The following is a 15,631-nucleotide window of genomic DNA, read 5'->3' as shown; positions in this document are numbered from 1 at the left end:
AAGGTGGTCAGTGAGTTTATCGAACTGCTTGCACCCCCAACTCTCAGCCTGGAAATCAAAATTAACCTTGTTTCCTAACTTTAGAAGCCAAGGCGCCCAAACCTAACCCCAACATGGCGACAACAGCACTAGGTTCAGGGACAGCTACGGCTGTGTCCTCGGTTATAGTTAAAGTACCCAATGGTTGTTCAGCACCGTTTGTGTCGGGAGCACCAGGAGTAAAACCGAAAGAAGAAAAAACCACAATGTCACCAGGAACGCCTTGTGCAGGGCCAAAGGCAACTGTTTGATTGAGACCTGTATCGCCAAACACAATATCTGTCACTGAATTATCCAGACTAACCAAGGGAGCAAGAGCAGTTAGCGCAAAAAAGTCACTGTAGCTGTTTACGTATGGCGGAGTGGGATTCCAGGGAGTCCCGTTGTATATGGCATTGCTAAATCCAGTGACAGTGATAACATTCCATGCAGCCATTCCTGTCAGTTTTGCGGAGAAAGTTATTGGGGTTCCTACTGGGCTACCGTGGGTATAATTTAAGGTGTAGGTGGCAGCTTGGGCGGGATAGGCTAGGGCGGTCAAACCGATGGCGGCAGCAGCCCCAGCTAAAGAGGTTTTCACAGACATAATTGCTTTTGTTACGAAGAAATTGAATTGGGAACAGCAACCAGACTAACATAGGGGGGGGGGAATGTCAAGTATCTCCTACGAAAATTAATATAAATTAATTAATTACGGAGAATTATCGGAGAATAGCGTTAATAATGGGTTAAGGTTTAAGCTGTTTAGCTGTTCATCAACCTTTAGTTAGACCCTATACAGGGTTTGCAGTCGGTTAATTTTTTAGATACCAACGCAGAAACCGAACCACTGACCTTTAAACTTTGACCCCTTCCCGAAAACCCCATCACCCTATTTGCCTAAAAATATTAAGAGATGTAACTATTTACCCCTAAGCTAGAAAGTGATTACTCAACAGGGGTGAGATCAGGATAGTCTAGATCGAGCAGTCAGATAGATGTTTAGTTAAATTCCTACTTCAGATATGTCCGTTTCTAGTCCTCCTCGTTCCCTGCGTATCGGTTCGCGTAAAAGTCAGTTAGCCCTAGTACAAACATACTGGGTACAGGCAGAATTGAGTAAACACCACCCCCATCGACAGTTCGAGGTGGAGACGATGAGTACCCAGGGCGATAAAATTCTCGATGTGGCCCTGGCGAAAATCGGTGATAAGGGTTTATTTACCAAAGAATTAGAAGTGGGAATGTTGGATAGATCGATCGATCTTGCTGTCCATTCTCTCAAGGATCTGCCCACTAATTTACCCGAAGGCTTAATCTTGGGTTGCGTCACTGAAAGAGTTAATCCGGCCGATGCTTTGGTGGTAAATAGCCAAAATCAAGACTATCAATTAGACACTTTACCGGAAGGTGCAGTGGTGGGGACTTCTTCCCTGCGGCGATTAGCGCAATTGCGTCACCATTATCCCCATCTGACTTTTAAAGATGTGCGCGGCAATGTCAACACCCGTCTGGCCAAACTGGACGCGGGAGAATACGATGGGATTATTCTGGCAGTAGCGGGACTAGAAAGGTTAGGATTAGGCGATCGAGTTCATCAGGTTATTCCGGCGGAGATTTCTCTCCATGCGGTGGGACAGGGGGCTTTAGGGATAGAATGCCGCGATGCTGATCCGGAGGTTTTGGAAGTCCTAAAAGTGTTGGAACACGCCCCTAGCCGCGATAGATGCTATGCTGAACGCGCTTTTTTACGCGAGTTGCAGGGGGGCTGTCAAGTTCCCATCGGAGTGAATACGGCGATCGAGGATGGTATGCTAACTTTAACGGGTATGGTGGCTAGTCTCGACGGTAAGCGCCTGATTAAGGACTCGGTTAGCGGTGATCCTAGCCATGGGGAAGTCTTAGGACGAGATTTAGCCCATAAAGTGCGCGATGCTGGTGCTGGAGAGATTTTAGCCGAGATTTTCGCTGAAGTGGGCCGATAATCAGTGATCAGTGATCAGTGATCAGTCTTAAGTAGAAAGGTGCCGTTTTCTTTTTTCTAATTGCTCTTTACTGATAACAGCAAAAAGCTCCAGTGCCTCTCCCATGCAGTTTTAACAAGTGATGGGGATAGGCAAGCAGCTGGTCAGTATTGCAGCAATTCTCCCAGTATCGAGATTTAATTGACTTCAGTTCGATTGATAGTCTTCTCCGCCGGGATAATAGAATGGCCTTTCGGAGCTAGGAAATTGTGCAAGATGTGACGATTTTGAATTAAGACTAAAGTTGCGATCGCTAAGAGAAAATAACCAAAACCTTTTTGTAACTGTTTTGCGGACACAAACTGTCCTAGATAGGAACCGATGAGAGTACCGAGGGCAGCCGCAAAAGCAAAGGATAGGGTTAACTGCCAATCGAGGCTAATATGACCTAAATAGCCCAGTAATCCGGCTAGAGAATTGAGGGAAATAATCAGCAGGGAAGTGGCGATCGCCTGAACCATGGGGATTTTACCCAATAATACCAGCGCGGGAACGATAGCGAAGCCTCCCCCAACCCCAACTAATCCCGTCAGGACACCCACAGCGATTCCTTCACTCATTAACCAGAGCCAGCAATATTGACAGACCGGTTGGGGGTAGAGGGTGAGATTTTTTGGCCGATCGCGGGCTTTATAATCAGGATTATCTATCTGTGTTGAGCTGCCGATCATAAAGGCTGCCGCTATGAGCATTAGTGTCGCAAACAGGAGCATCTGGAAGGTTGCAGTGACAAAGGGTAATGTGGCTAATCTTGCTCCGCAAAAAGCCCCTACCATCGTCGCAGAACCGAAGATAAAAGCGGTTTTTAAGTTAATGTTGCCTTTTTTCCAGTGGGGAATCGTGGCGAGTAAACTGACACTACCGATGACTAGAAGCGTCATAGCGATCGCCGATTTGGTCGGTACTCCCATCACATAGACTAGAATCGGTAATGCTAGTACAGAACCTCCTCCTCCTAACAATCCCAGACTAATCCCCGTACAAACGGCTAATAAATGTCCAATTAACCAAGTCATTTCAGTTATCAGTGATCAGCTTCTGAAGGCAACAGGCAAGAGGCCCCAAGTAAAGAATCTGGCAATTCTCCTACCTAAAAAGAAGGCTAGAAACTAAGTACATCTTAGGTTTTAGATTCTTCTCTTGTTATCAGTTATCAGGAAATCATATTTTATTATTTACTGGTTACTGATTACTGCTTACTGATGGGGTTGATTGTAGGGAAGTTTAGCCAGAAGCATAGCTAAAGCACAGGTATTACTAATACCGGCAAAAACTAGACCGGAACCGACAAAACCGCTTAAAATCAGGAACCAAGGCGAGAGAAAGGCTCCTAATACTGTTCCAAGGACAACTAAGGAACCAGCGACGATCTGCACCTGACGGAATAAACTAATTGGCGCATTTTGGTCTTTTTCGGTGGTATAACCCGCACTTTTCCAAGTATTTAAGCCGTTTTTAAGCTGGGCAACTTGGCTAAATCCTGCCGCAATCAGTTTTTGTGCCGCTACAGTGGACCTTCTGCCGGAATTACAGTAGAGAACTAGGGTTTGATCGGGGTCAAAAGCGATCGAATTAGGGTTAAAACTGGAAAGTGGTACTAATTTCGCCCCCGGAATGCGATCGCTGGCGTACTCCCCCGGTTCTCGCACGTCAATTAAGCAAACTTCTCGGCGCTCAATTAAGTTTTTTAAAGTATGGGCATCAAATTCTAGTAATTTTGCTTGATTTGTGGTATGGGTCATCGTTAATCTCCTGAATGGAATAGATATTTAAGCTAAAACAACTCCTAAATTGCCGCAGCCTTGGTTAGCGGGAACTGCCTCCATGATCTTTTTGGGATCGGGTAAATTAAGACTGTTCATCAACTCGATAAATTGTCGGCGGTTACGTCCGACAAAACGGGGATTGTCTTGTTTTTCTTCGGCAATGGTGGAGACAGTTAAACCGCGATAGTCGTGGCCGGGATAAACTAGGGTACTATCGGGGAGAGTGAAAAGTTTTTGCGTGACCGAATCAAAGAGAGTACCAGCATCGCCGCTTTGGAAGTCGGTACGACCACAACCCCGGATAAATAGGGCATCTCCTGTCAAAAGATGACTGTTATTGACTAAATAGGCTAGATGACTATCGGTGTGGCCAGGAGTAGCGATCGCTTTGATGGTGATATTTCCTAGTAACAATTCCTCTCCATCCGTCAGATGGCGATCGGCACAGGCTACTTGAGCATTTTCGGGAACTATACCCTGACAGCCTGTGATTTGCCTTAATTTTCCGGTTCCTGTGACGTGATCGGCGTGAATATGGGTTTCTAAACAATATTTTAGCGTTAATCCTAGCTCCCGTAATTGCTGATAATCCCTTTCCACCTGTTCCCGTACTGAATCCACTAATGCCGCTTCCTTGCTGACGGGATCGGCAATCAAATAAGTATAAGTGCTGGTTTCGGGATCAAACATCTGACGGAATAGCATGATCTCTGACTCTCTTTATATATTTTTATAACTATACTACTATACAATTATAAATTCTTGGGAGACCTCTGGCATGATTAATTTTTGGGCTGTATCTCACTGTCGAGTCAAGAGGCAAAAATACAAATAAAGCGAGAACTGTCGCCCTTGCAGTTCCCGCTCTATTATTGTTGTATTGTTGGAGTATCTAACCCCCGAATATTGAGTTAAATTAGTACAAATCTTCTTCTTTGTGGGTGACGATCACACAGTCAGAAGTAGGATAGGCCACACAGGTGAGGACATAACCCGCTTCAATTTGATCGTCATCTAAGAAGGATTGCTCGGATTGATCAACGCTACCGGATTCGATTTTACCAGCGCAAGCAGAACAAGCACCAGCACGGCAAGAAGAAGGTAAATCTAATCCTTTTTCTTCCGCTATCTCGAGAATATATTCATTATCGGGAACATCAATTTTATGCTCGCCATGGGGTGTTTTCAGGGTGACTTTATAAGTGGTTGTCTTTGTTTTCTTTGCCATAGGTTGTTCCTCAGTCTCAAAATGCCTTCTCTCCCCGTTTAGACCGAACGGGTCGAATGAGTTTCCTTTTTGATACTACGCGAAAATTTACCCAGCTTAACTTAGCATTAGTAATGACAGCCTTAAATAAACTTAAAATAATATTTACTTATCACTTTAGCCGATTAGCTGTTTAATTAAAAGTTGATACAATAGCCTAGTCTCATAAAATAAAAGTCTGCATAGCCTATCCTTCCCTAATGCCTTAAAAAGGGTTGATTCGGAGAAATAGTGCCAAGAGCGTCAGCAGACAACTGAGAACGCACCAAACCGAAGAAAATCTAGTAGAAATGATTTGGCTACAGTTAACAAGTCTTTTGAGCAGATTTTAGGGGATGGCGAAAAGTTTTCTTGTGGTTAAACGACTGTTCGAGTTTTTTGTAAATTTCAATTATTGAATTTTCCTAACCTTAAAAAATACGATACCTTTTCACATTTTATTTAAGGATGCTATAGCTAACAAAGTTAATCCGACTGGGGATTGGAAATTGTACTCGTCACTATTTAAGTAGGTAGGCGTTAAAAGTTGTCAGATCCCCCCGCCTATCGGCACCCCCCTTATTAAGGGGGGCAGGGGGGATCAGAGGCAATAACTACTTACTTAAATTGTAATCGTTATAATCTAATCAGTCTTATTTTAAGACATAAACAAGCTATTAAGAGATTTAGCAAAATTCTAGCGGGTCAGTTTTAGTAACTGCATAATGATATATTGTCTTAAGCGATCGCTGCTTGGAGCCAGTGCATTAACAAAAAAACTATAATCCGGTGGACAGCATTTCTGATAATTTACACTGCCTAGGGGAAATTTTAGTACAAATGCTCGAACTTACCACTCTGGTACTCATTGAGATAGTCAACAGCTGATCGCAGCCACTTCTTTTTTACCATATTTAGCTACACTTCGCTTCTCATAGGGATTGTAGGCTTCCTTGTCACCCCGTCAGAGTTAAGGGCAAAACAGAGACAGAAGCGAAGCTCAACCCGATGATTAGCTAATGGTATCGATAAACATCTTCAATGCTGCTTTTGAGAAGGAGACGGGTTGCTAAAGCCTCTATAATAAGTAGCCATAGAGATGCCGACAACTTCCCCTGTCGATAGCGAATAAGGAGAAAAAAAACCCAGTGTTTGTCCTCAAAGGTTACGAGTATTTTCTAGGATTTCTGCTCGCTTGCAGTTTAGTACCAATCCTATCCCTAACTGCCTCCAAAGTCCTGCGGCCTAGTGGTGGCGGTCCGGAAAGACGCACTACCTATGAATCGGGGATGGAACCGATCGGCGGTGCTTGGATTCAGTTTAACATTCGTTATTATATGTTTGCCCTCGTTTTCGTGGTTTTTGACGTGGAAACCGTCTTTCTCTACCCTTGGGCGGTAGCTTTCAATCAATTGGGTCTATTAGCTTTTGTAGAAGCACTGATCTTTATTGCTATCCTTGTGGTTGCTCTCGTCTATGCTTGGCGGAAAGGAGCCTTAGAATGGTCATAACGGCCATAATTTTCCTTATTTTTGACTTTTCATGAGAGGATAACCCGATGAGTCCCAACCCTACCAGCGAATTTAAGCAAATTATCGAACAACAAAGCGAAAAAATCCTCAATCCCATCGAACGCACTAAAGTTACCCAGGATTTATCGGAAAATGTCATCCTTACCACCGTTGATGACCTATATAACTGGGCGCGTTTGTCAAGTCTTTGGCCGATGCTATACGGTACAGCTTGCTGTTTTATCGAGTTCGCGGCCTTGATTGGTTCCCGTTTTGATTTTGATCGCTTTGGTTTAGTTCCCCGTTCTAGTCCCCGGCAAGCCGATTTAATCATCACTGCCGGTACAATCACTATGAAAATGGCCCCCGCTTTGGTGCGTCTGTATGAAGAAATGCCAGAACCCAAATACGTTATCGCCATGGGTGCCTGTACGATTACGGGGGGAATGTTCAGCAGTGACTCCACCACCGCAGTTAGAGGAGTAGATAAACTTATCCCCGTCGATGTCTATATACCCGGTTGTCCCCCCCGTCCGGAAGCGATTATCGATGCAATTATTAAACTGCGGAAAAAAGTCGCTAACGAATCTATTCAAGAACGCGGGACTGTCCTCCAGCAAACCAATCGTTATTACAGCACCACCCACAAAATGCAGGCCACGGAACCGATTCTTACGGGTAAATATCTGCAATCGGCCACCCGTCAAGCACCTCCGAAAGAGTTACTAGAAGCCACTGGTATGCCTGTTCCTCCCGCTCTTTTGACCACGAAACAAAAGGAAGAAATCTAAATGACTGAAGAAACCACAGCTATTGTGCAAGCTGGCCCCACTTCGATTTGGTTAAGCGAAAATGGTTTTGATCATCAAGCTTTAGAAGCTGACCATAGTGGTGTGGAATTGATTAAAGTAGAAGCAGAATTTTTAATTCCTCTGGCCACTGCTTTATTCGCTTATGGCTTTAATTATCTCCAATGTCAGGGCGCTTACGATTTGGGACCAGGTAAAGAATTAGTTAGTTTCTATCATCTGGTCAAAGTAACCGATAATGTCGATAGTCCCGTGGAAGTGCGCTTAAAAGTCTTTCTTCCTAGAGATAATCCCAGGGTTGCCTCGGTTTACTGGATTTGGAAAGCCGCTGACTGGCAAGAACGAGAAAGTTATGATATGTTCGGCATTATTTATGAAGGACATCCCCACCTAAAACGGATTTTAATGCCGGAAGATTGGGTAGGTTGGCCCCTACGCAAAGATTACGTTTCTCCCGAATTCTACGAACTACAGGACGCTTACTAAGTCGAGAATTTAATCACTAATTAGGTTATGGATCCTATGGGGTTGGAAGCTATTTCTAGCCCGATTTTTTTTTGATACTAAATCCGTTGAGTATGGACTACATATCAGGAGAGGCACTCATGCAAAACGGAGAATAAATAATCAGTTTTTAATAACAGGATTTAGTATTACTTAGCCGAGAAAATCCTCGATCGCCTGTGCCGTCTCTTCCGGTGCCTCTTCCGGTAAAAAATGACCACTGGAGATCGCCTGTCCCGTGACTTGATTAGCTCGCTGCTGCCAAAGAGCGATCACATCGTATTGACGTGCGATGAAACCTTTTTTTCCCCAAAGAACCAAGAGGGGAGAGGAAATTTTCTGGTCTAAATCCTGACGATCATGCTCTAAATCGATGGTAGCGGCGGCCCGATAATCGGCACAGGTGGCGGTTATCGTGCTTAAATCTCGAAAACAACGCCGATATTCCCCCAAAGCTTCCTCTGTAAAAGCGCTAAAATCTCGCCCCCAACTTTGCAAGCAATGGTGCAGATAATAATCGGGATTAGCAGCGATCAGGGTTTCGGGAAAAGGGGAAGGCTGAATCAAGAAAAACCAATGATAGTAGGCAGTGGCAAAAGTTTGATCAGTAGCCTCGTACATCGCCAGCGTCGGGGCTATATCGAGTAAAACGAGTTTTTTGACCTTTTCTGGAAAATCAAGGGCGAGACGGTGGGAAACTCGCGCCCCTCGATCGTGGCCGATCAGATAAAACTCCTGATAACCCAATTTTTCCATCAGCAACACCTGATCGAGGGCCATCACCCGTTTGCAATAATTGCTAGAATCCTCTAGGGGTAAGGGTTTATCGCTATCCCCGTAGCCGCGCAGATCCGTGGCGATTACCGTAAAATTGGCCGCTAATCGGGGGGCGATTTTATGCCACATTTGATGGGTTTGGGGATAACCATGCAGCAAAAGCAGCGGAAAACCGCGCCCACCTTTGACACCATTGATAGTAATGCCATTAACTTCTAGTTGAAATTTCTGAAAATTTGTCAGCATTTTTGCTTCCGTCACCTTAGGGGGAGATAATTGCATCATCCGGCAAAAGTGGCCCGATCGGTAAAGTTTTTTCACTATAGCTCCTCAAGCCCCTGTTTTTCTGATAGATTAAAACCATTGGGTTGCTCAAAAATCAACGAGTTAAGCAGTGATTTGATTATGATCTCGATTATCTATTCCGATGAATTTCTCGATCACGATACAGGTATTTACCATCCCGAAAAAGCGGCGCGTTTAACGGCAATTGTCGAGGCTTTAAAACAAACAGAATGGCAGTCAAAATTAACATGGCATTTACCGACACCGCTCGAAATTCGCGACGAAGTAATCCCTTTGATTAAACAAGTTCATAATCAAGATTATGTTGATAGATTGCGGCGAATTTGTCAACGGGGTGGGGGGAGATTGGATGCCGATACTCCCGTTTCTGCGCGTAGTTACGATGTGGCGTTACTAGCGGTTAGTGGCTGGTTAGATGGAGTCGATCGAGTTTTATCCACTGGCGATCCTGCCTTTATTTTAGCCCGTCCTCCAGGGCATCATGCTACTTCTAATTATGGCATGGGTTTCTGTCTGTTTTCTAATGCTGCTATTGCCGCTTATTATGCTTTGGAAAACAAAAGAGTGCAAAAAGTAGCGATTCTTGATTGGGACGTGCATCACGGCAATGGCACCCAGGATATAGTCGAAAATCATCCCCAGATTGCCTATTGTTCCCTCCATCAATTCCCCTTCTATCCCGGCACGGGAGAAGCGAGAGAAAAAGGTGAATTTAATAATGTTTTGAATATTCCCTTATCGGCGGGAAGTACGATTAAAGATTATCAAGAACATTTTGAGGGGCAAGTCATACCTTTTCTGAAAAATTTTCAACCGGATTTAGTGATTGTTAGTGCTGGATATGATGCCAATCAAGCGGATCCTCTGGCGGGAATTTGTTTACACCCACAAGATTATGGAATTTTAACCAAATACCTCTTAACTCTCAATAAACCGCTGCTTTTCGGCTTAGAAGGTGGTTATGATTTAGAAGCTTTAGCGGCTTCCGTCGTCGCCACCTTAGAAGCTTTGCTCTGATCCTATTCCGGGTAATCGTTACATTTCTTTAAAAAGATTGGTAACAAAGCTATCTAATGCGGTAAGGTAAACAATCGATAGAAAAAAACCCTTGACCTAGTTGCCTTTTAAGATTATGAACTCGCTTGCGCCACACCTAAAAGCCAAAGCCCTCAAGCCTAATAGTCGTCGTCCTGCCAAAGAATTGTGTAGCGAGTGCGGACTTTGTGACACTTATTATATTCACTATGTTAAAGAAGCTTGTGCTTTTCTCAATCAACAAATCGCCGATTTAGAAGCAGCAGCACACGGCAAAAGTCGCGACTTAAATCAGGAAAATGATCTCTATTTTGGCGTTCATCAAGAGATGATGGCTGCCAAGAAAAAACAAGCTATCCCCGGGGCGCAATGGACAGGAATCGTCAGTACAATTGCCTGTGAAATGCTCAATCGTGGTTTAGTAGAAGGGGTGGTTTGTGTGCAGAATACCGCCGAGGATCGCTTTCAACCGCAGCCGATTCTCGCTCGTACTAAGGAAGAAATTCTCGCCGCTAAAGTTAATAAACCGACTCTTTCTCCCAATTTATCAGTGCTAGAAGAAATTGAAAAATCGGGCATGAAACGGTTATTAGTTATCGGAGTTGGTTGTCAAATTCAAGCCCTAAGAGCAGTAGAAAAAAAATTAGGCTTGGAAAAATTATATGTCTTAGGAACTCCCTGCGTCGATAATGTCACCCGCTCAGGACTACAAAAGTTTCTAGAAACCACCAGTCGTTCCCCAGAAACTGTGGTTCACTACGAATTTATGCAGGATTTTCGGGTACACTTTAAACACGAAAATGGCTCCATCGAAATGGTTCCTTTTTTTGGCTTAAAGACTAATAAATTAAAAGATGTTTTTGCCCCTTCCTGTATGACTTGTTTTGATTATGTTAACTCCCTTGCCGATTTGGTTGTGGGCTATATGGGCGCACCTTTTGGCTGGCAATGGATTGTCGTTCGTAATGATACGGGCAAGGAAATGTTAGAGTTAGTTAAAGATCAATTAGATACCCAAGATGTTATGTCTAGTGGTGATAGAAAACAGGCGGTACAAAATAGTATTCCTGCCTACGATAAAGGTGTAACCTTGCCGATGTGGGCGGCAAAAATGATGGGAGTAGTAATTGAAAAAATCGGGCCTAAAGGGTTAGAATATGCTCGCTTTTCCATCGATTCTCACTTTACCCGTAATTACCTTTATGTTAAACGTAATTATCCTGAAAAATTAGCGGCTCATGTTCCTGAATATGCTAAAAAGATTGTGGAACAGTATAAATTGCCCGATTAATTAGGGTATGCTGAAAAAGTAGGGGACCAGCATTCGGATAGGAAATCTACGGTTTCAGAGATAGGTTATCACCCAAATGCTTCACCCCTTCTTCGACAATCTCTTGCATAAGCTGTTCGTAATTTAAATTGCTTGTTGAGACGAGGCAAAAGGCAAGAGGCAAAAGGCAACAGTAAAGGGATTGGAGGAGGTTCGGCTAATCTAAGAATAAGCGGTTTAAATGCGTCTTAGCTTAGTATTTTCTATATCTGCCGCCATACCAGCAAATTCCATAAAGTCAACGTCTGGATGTTTTGTTTTTATAGATTGGATTTTGTCAAATTTTCTCTTGACAAAGGCGACTTGACATGATACTATATTCATAATGGAAAATCCGTGCGCCTGCGACCTCTCTCTTCAAGTCTCAATAATCGCCAATAAAAGCTTAGATAGCGATAATTTTTTTAAGGATTGAGAACCATGAACCATCAAAGAGAGTTTTATGTTGTCATTGAACGAGATGAGGATGGATATTATGTTGGGGAAGTTCCTCAACTTCGGGGTTGTTACAGTCAAGGGGAAACAATTGATGAATTGATGAAGAATATCAGGGAAGTGATTGAACTTTGCTTGGAAGATGACAATCCGGAAGATGTGTCGGAGTTTGTTGGAATTGAAAAGGTGTCTATCTGATGCCAAAATTACCGATATTAACCGGTGATGAAGTTATCAAAGCTTTAACGAGAATAGGGTTTCAATCTATCCGACAAAAAGGAAGTCATCTGCGCTTAAAACCTGAAGATGGAAGAGTTGTCACCGTACCGGTTCATCGGGGGAAAACTGTCGGGAAAGGATTACTCCTAAAAATTTTACGCGATGCTGAACTGACACAAGAAGAATTTATTCGTCTGCTGTAATTCCCATCTTGATTTAAGCTTCATGTCCCCGTTTTTCTGGATGTTGTTAAATTTTCTCTTGACAAAGGCGACTTGACATTATATTATATTCATAATGGAAAATCCGTGCGCCTACAGACCCTAGTTTTCAAGAATTTTCAAGGTCTAGTTTATTCGCCATAATGGGTTTTAGCACGATGAATATAGATTAACTTCTGTTCATCATCAGTCTAAACTTTGATTGGAATGATTGAATGAATACTATGATTGTGTTGTATGCTGACTTCATAAACCATTAATCAATGTCTCCCAAGACTTCCTCGAAAGAATAGGTTTCATTTTCATTAATTTGCTGTAGAGATAGTTGTAAGCTTTCTCTTAAATCAGGAATAGAGAGTAATTCGATAGTTTCTTGTAAACTTTCATAGTTTTTTTGGGAAATCAAAATTACAGAGTCCTCCTGATTCTCAATGGCATAAATTTTGTTATCTTCCGTAACCGATTTAACGAGACTGGGTAAATCGGTTTGAGCATCGGCGATTTTAATTTTTTTGATCATAATTAATCCTTTTTTTGATGATGAAATAATAAAAATTATTGTAGGGATTTAACAATCTCACCTAATCACAGTCCAGACAGCATCCTCCTATAATTATCCATCATTGTAGTCATCAGTGATTAATTCAATCATAGTCGATGATTAGGTGGTGCGTTACTGGACTAGGTAATAGGTGTAGGGGTAATTCATGAATTACCCCTACAATAACGTTTTTCTGGATGTTGTTAAATTTTCTCTTGACAAAGGCGACTTGACATTATATTATATTCATAATGGAAAATCCTTGCGCCTACAGACCCTCTTTTCCAAAGCATTCAAACTCTATCTTAATTCTACTTGCCAGAGTTGGGACAACATAGTTTTATATTCTCCATAATCGTTTGAGTATGGGGATGATTTTCCCCTAATCTTTCCCTGAAAATATTAATCGTTTCTAGATAGAGAGGTTCCGCTTCTGAGTACCTAACTTGGGAGTAGTACAAGTTTTCTAAATTGTTGAGGGAAGTTGCCACATGGGGATGATTGTCTCCTAGTAGTTGTTGTCTCAATTCTAATGTAACTCTATATTTTGAAATAAAATGAAAAATCCTTCTTGTGTAAAATGCTTATCGTGGGTAAGAATTTCATTTATATTCATTTGGCGCATTGTTTTCATGGATATACAATCTGTTAAGCTGTAATCTTTATCTGGACGATTTTGATATAAATCTAATCCTGATTGGAACGTCTGATGAGTTTGAGGTATAACTAAGATTTGGGGATTATTTTGTAAGCCTCTAATAACTTGTAAGGTTTTTCGTCTAACTGACATTCCATAAGCAGATAGATTGTTGAAAACTTCAATAAAGACTTCATCGGTTGTCACTATTGTTACCTGCTGGAGTTTCCTTGTCATTTCTATAGCTTTCTCATGCCAATCATCACGATTGTTAATGAGAGCAACCCAATAAAATGTGTCTGCAAAGATGGTTTTCATTGCTATGATACTATAAACTTTAGTTTCGGCTTTGCTTAGGATTTGGGAACTCCATAAAGATAATGTTCATGTTGATTAGCAAGATCCATAGGCAACTTTTCTAAGTCGTCATTGTCTAATGGCATCTCTTCCAGAAGCTTTAATATTGCCTCCCCTACATTACTTTCAGATTTAGCATAACTAGCTTGTGCTGAAAGGAGGAAGTTCAAAGTTTCTTCTATTAAAGAATCCGGTGCTTGTTCAATCTCTTGCAATAGTCTCTCTTTAGTGTTCATGGTTTTATTCCTTGCTAATCAGTTATCAGTTATCAGTGATTAATTCAATCATAGTCAATGATAGGTGATGCGTTACGACTAAATCTGGATGTTGTTAAATTTTCTCTTGACAAAGGCGACTTGACATGATATTATATTCATAATGGAAAATCCTTGCGCCTACAGACCCTATTTTCCAAAGCATTCAAACTCTATCTTAATTCTACTTGCCAGAGTTGGGACGACATAGTTTTATATTCTCCATAATCGTTTGAGTATGGGGAATGATTTTCCCCTAATCCTTCTCTGAAAATATTAATCGCTTCTAGATGGAGAGGTTCCGCTTCTGTGTAGCTGTCTTGGGAATGATACAATAGTCCTAAATTATTGAGAGATACCAATTTTCATAACTAAGATTGGGAATATTTTGAAAATGCTTAATGTTAGCTGTAATCAGAGTATAATCGCAATAAATAGCAGTCGCAGCAATAAACAAATCAATCGGGGTAATCAGTTGTCCTTTTATTCTAAGATTAACGTATATTTGAGTAGCTATATCACTAATTTCACGATCATAACCAATTACTTCACTGACTTCTGCAAGACGTTCAAATTGTTGTTGTTGATTTCGTGCATCTTTATACAATAAACCACTTTTAATCTCGTAATAGGTAAAGATTGAAAACGATATATAAGTATAGTGTTGTCGATAGATGCGGAATTGTTCAATTACTGCGGGATTGCCTCGTAAAAAATAAGAGAGGATATTGGTATCAAGTAATGCTTGTTTCATAAGTCATTTATCCGTTTTAAATCAAGTTGACGATTAGCTTCTGCTTCTTCGACAATCTCTTGCATAGTATTTTCTATATCTGCTGCCATACCAGCAAATTCCATAAAGTCAACGTCTGGATGTTTTGTTTTTATAGATTGGACAAAATGCAGGATTTCCGGCAGCAGAGAAATGGGAGTTGTTTCAATTTCTTTAATAAGTTGTTCTTTGAGTGTCATAGCTTTATCAGTTATCAGTTATCAGTGAGCAGTTATCAGTGATTAATTCAATCATAGTCAATGATAGGTGATGCGTTACGACTAAATCTGGATGTTGTCAAATTTTCTCTTGACAAAGGCGACTTGACATGATACTATATTCATAATGGAAAATCCGTGCGCCTACAGACCCTCTTTTCCAACGCTCTTAACTATGATTGGTTCATTCAATCAATCTTCATCTCTAATCCACTCTTAACTAGCTCCCTAGTCATAGTCCATCCCACACACCAATCACAGCTAAGATGCTATCCCCCACGACGAAGACAGATATTATAATTTTCCCGAAATATTATTGTATTAGGATGATTCTCCCCTAAAGCTTGCTCGGCAATTGCTAAAGCTTGCAAATAAAGAGGTTCTGCTTCTGGGTATCTGCCTTGGGAACGGTACAATTCTGCTAAATTGTTGAGGGAAGTTGCCACAAGGGGATGATTGTCTCCTAAGAGTCGTTTTCTCAAATCTAAAGCTTCTAGATAGAGAGGTTCCGCTTCTGGGTATCTGCCTTGGGATTTGTACAAGTATGCTAAATTGTTGAGGGAAGTTGCGACATCGGGATGATTGTCTCCCAAGAGTCGTTTATACAAATCTAATGCTTCTAGATAGAGAGGTTCTGCTTCTGGGTATCTG

Annotated in this window: 21 protein-coding genes and 1 pseudogene; 8 read left to right on the top strand and 14 right to left on the bottom strand. The window is 41.8% G+C overall.

The annotated features are described in order from the left end of the window. Positions 1-61 precede the first annotated feature (61 nt). On the bottom strand, positions 62-625 hold the full coding sequence (locus tag IM473_RS05590) for a PEP-CTERM sorting domain-containing protein (RefSeq protein WP_287659065.1): 564 nt from the start codon (positions 623-625) through the stop codon (positions 62-64). A gap of 418 nt (positions 626-1,043) precedes the next feature. On the opposite strand from IM473_RS05590, the gene hemC reads away from it, so the two are divergent. Next, complete coding sequence (hemC, locus tag IM473_RS05585; RefSeq protein WP_287659064.1) at positions 1,044-2,003, top strand: hydroxymethylbilane synthase; 960 nt, start codon at positions 1,044-1,046, stop codon at positions 2,001-2,003. Between the two features lie 176 nt (positions 2,004-2,179). Here hemC and IM473_RS05580 read toward each other — a convergent pair whose 3' ends face one another. The 4 genes from IM473_RS05580 to IM473_RS05565 form a co-directional block, all read right to left on the bottom strand. Further along, the gene (locus tag IM473_RS05580) at positions 2,180-3,058 is read right to left on the bottom strand and encodes a sulfite exporter TauE/SafE family protein (RefSeq protein WP_287659063.1); all 879 of its coding nucleotides are present in this window, start codon (positions 3,056-3,058) and stop codon (positions 2,180-2,182) included. Positions 3,059-3,238: 180 nt separating this feature from the next. Then, complete coding sequence (locus tag IM473_RS05575; RefSeq protein ID WP_287659062.1) at positions 3,239-3,784, bottom strand: rhodanese-like domain-containing protein; 546 nt, start codon at positions 3,782-3,784, stop codon at positions 3,239-3,241. A gap of 27 nt (positions 3,785-3,811) precedes the next feature. Next, entirely contained in the window at positions 3,812-4,513 is a 702-nt protein-coding gene (locus IM473_RS05570) for an MBL fold metallo-hydrolase (protein WP_287659061.1), read from the bottom strand. A gap of 211 nt (positions 4,514-4,724) precedes the next feature. Next, the gene (locus IM473_RS05565; protein ID WP_287659060.1) at positions 4,725-5,036 is read right to left on the bottom strand and encodes a ferredoxin; all 312 of its coding nucleotides are present in this window, start codon (positions 5,034-5,036) and stop codon (positions 4,725-4,727) included. Between the two features lie 1,166 nt (positions 5,037-6,202). Between IM473_RS05565 and ndhC the strand changes: the two genes are divergently transcribed. Genes ndhC through IM473_RS05550 form a run of 3 tightly spaced genes read left to right on the top strand, consistent with a single transcriptional unit; the run spans position 6,203 to position 7,860 of the window. Then, positions 6,203-6,565 carry a photosynthetic/respiratory NAD(P)H-quinone oxidoreductase subunit C gene (gene ndhC / locus IM473_RS05560; RefSeq protein ID WP_002739390.1) on the top strand — a complete coding sequence of 121 codons (363 nt, stop codon included), beginning with the start codon at positions 6,203-6,205 and terminating at the stop codon, positions 6,563-6,565. Between the two features lie 47 nt (positions 6,566-6,612). Continuing rightward, positions 6,613-7,356: a photosynthetic/respiratory NAD(P)H-quinone oxidoreductase subunit K gene (gene ndhK, locus IM473_RS05555; RefSeq protein ID WP_002760976.1), complete on the top strand. Its 744-nt coding sequence runs from the start codon at positions 6,613-6,615 to the stop codon at positions 7,354-7,356. Further along, positions 7,357-7,860, top strand: coding sequence for an NAD(P)H-quinone oxidoreductase subunit J (locus IM473_RS05550; protein WP_002738424.1), 504 nt, complete (start codon positions 7,357-7,359; stop codon positions 7,858-7,860). Positions 7,861-8,031: 171 nt separating this feature from the next. Here the strand turns inward: IM473_RS05550 and IM473_RS05545 are convergent, their stop codons facing one another. Beyond that, on the bottom strand, positions 8,032-8,901 hold the full coding sequence (locus IM473_RS05545) for an alpha/beta fold hydrolase (protein ID WP_287659072.1): 870 nt from the start codon (positions 8,899-8,901) through the stop codon (positions 8,032-8,034). A gap of 159 nt (positions 8,902-9,060) precedes the next feature. Here IM473_RS05545 and IM473_RS05540 point away from each other — a divergent pair, with 159 nt between their 5' ends. From IM473_RS05540 to IM473_RS05525, 4 genes are all read left to right on the top strand, one after another. Next, positions 9,061-9,978 (top strand): histone deacetylase family protein, encoded by a 918-nt coding sequence (locus tag IM473_RS05540; RefSeq protein WP_287659059.1) that lies wholly within the window; start codon positions 9,061-9,063, stop codon positions 9,976-9,978. Positions 9,979-10,093: 115 nt separating this feature from the next. Continuing rightward, positions 10,094-11,287 carry a Coenzyme F420 hydrogenase/dehydrogenase, beta subunit C-terminal domain gene (locus IM473_RS05535; protein ID WP_287659058.1) on the top strand — a complete coding sequence of 398 codons (1,194 nt, stop codon included), beginning with the start codon at positions 10,094-10,096 and terminating at the stop codon, positions 11,285-11,287. Positions 11,288-11,746: 459 nt separating this feature from the next. Continuing rightward, a complete protein-coding gene (locus IM473_RS05530; RefSeq protein WP_002749012.1) occupies positions 11,747-11,959 on the top strand; it encodes a type II toxin-antitoxin system HicB family antitoxin in 213 nt (70 codons plus the stop codon). Further along, the gene (locus tag IM473_RS05525; protein ID WP_287659056.1) at positions 11,959-12,183 is read left to right on the top strand and encodes a type II toxin-antitoxin system HicA family toxin; all 225 of its coding nucleotides are present in this window, start codon (positions 11,959-11,961) and stop codon (positions 12,181-12,183) included. The genes IM473_RS05530 and IM473_RS05525 overlap by 1 nt, the downstream gene beginning before the upstream one ends. Before the next feature lie 274 nt (positions 12,184-12,457). Here the strand turns inward: IM473_RS05525 and IM473_RS05520 are convergent, their stop codons facing one another. The 8 genes and pseudogenes from IM473_RS05520 to IM473_RS05485 form a co-directional block, all read right to left on the bottom strand. Continuing rightward, entirely contained in the window at positions 12,458-12,721 is a 264-nt protein-coding gene (locus IM473_RS05520) for a type II toxin-antitoxin system Phd/YefM family antitoxin (protein ID WP_002762167.1), read from the bottom strand. Between the two features lie 332 nt (positions 12,722-13,053). Then, positions 13,054-13,269 (bottom strand): tetratricopeptide repeat protein, encoded by a 216-nt coding sequence (locus tag IM473_RS05515; RefSeq protein ID WP_287659055.1) that lies wholly within the window; start codon positions 13,267-13,269, stop codon positions 13,054-13,056. 2 nt (positions 13,270-13,271) lie between these two features. After that, positions 13,272-13,697, bottom strand: coding sequence for a type II toxin-antitoxin system VapC family toxin (locus tag IM473_RS05510; protein ID WP_287659054.1), 426 nt, complete (start codon positions 13,695-13,697; stop codon positions 13,272-13,274). Between the two features lie 35 nt (positions 13,698-13,732). Continuing rightward, entirely contained in the window at positions 13,733-13,972 is a 240-nt protein-coding gene (locus IM473_RS05505; protein ID WP_287659053.1) for a hypothetical protein, read from the bottom strand. Between the two features lie 202 nt (positions 13,973-14,174). Next, positions 14,175-14,352: pseudogene (locus IM473_RS05500) on the bottom strand (tetratricopeptide repeat protein). Then, positions 14,331-14,744, bottom strand: a complete 414-nt coding sequence (locus IM473_RS05495) for a type II toxin-antitoxin system VapC family toxin (protein WP_287659051.1) — start codon at positions 14,742-14,744, stop codon at positions 14,331-14,333. The pseudogene IM473_RS05500 and the gene IM473_RS05495 overlap by 22 nt, the downstream one beginning before the upstream one ends. Beyond that, positions 14,741-14,962 carry a hypothetical protein gene (locus tag IM473_RS05490; protein WP_106908986.1) on the bottom strand — a complete coding sequence of 74 codons (222 nt, stop codon included), beginning with the start codon at positions 14,960-14,962 and terminating at the stop codon, positions 14,741-14,743. The genes IM473_RS05495 and IM473_RS05490 overlap by 4 nt, the downstream gene beginning before the upstream one ends. A gap of 287 nt (positions 14,963-15,249) precedes the next feature. Further along, positions 15,250-15,631, bottom strand: a 382-nt coding sequence (locus IM473_RS05485) for a tetratricopeptide repeat protein (protein WP_287659049.1), incomplete at its 5' end; no start/stop codon positions are given.

It is taken from the genome of Microcystis sp. M015S2 (assembly GCF_020245945.1).
Classification (GTDB): Bacteria; Cyanobacteriota; Cyanobacteriia; order Cyanobacteriales; family Microcystaceae; genus Microcystis.
Note: the sequence above shows the minus strand (reverse complement) of the source record. Positions and strands in the feature narration are given on the sequence as shown.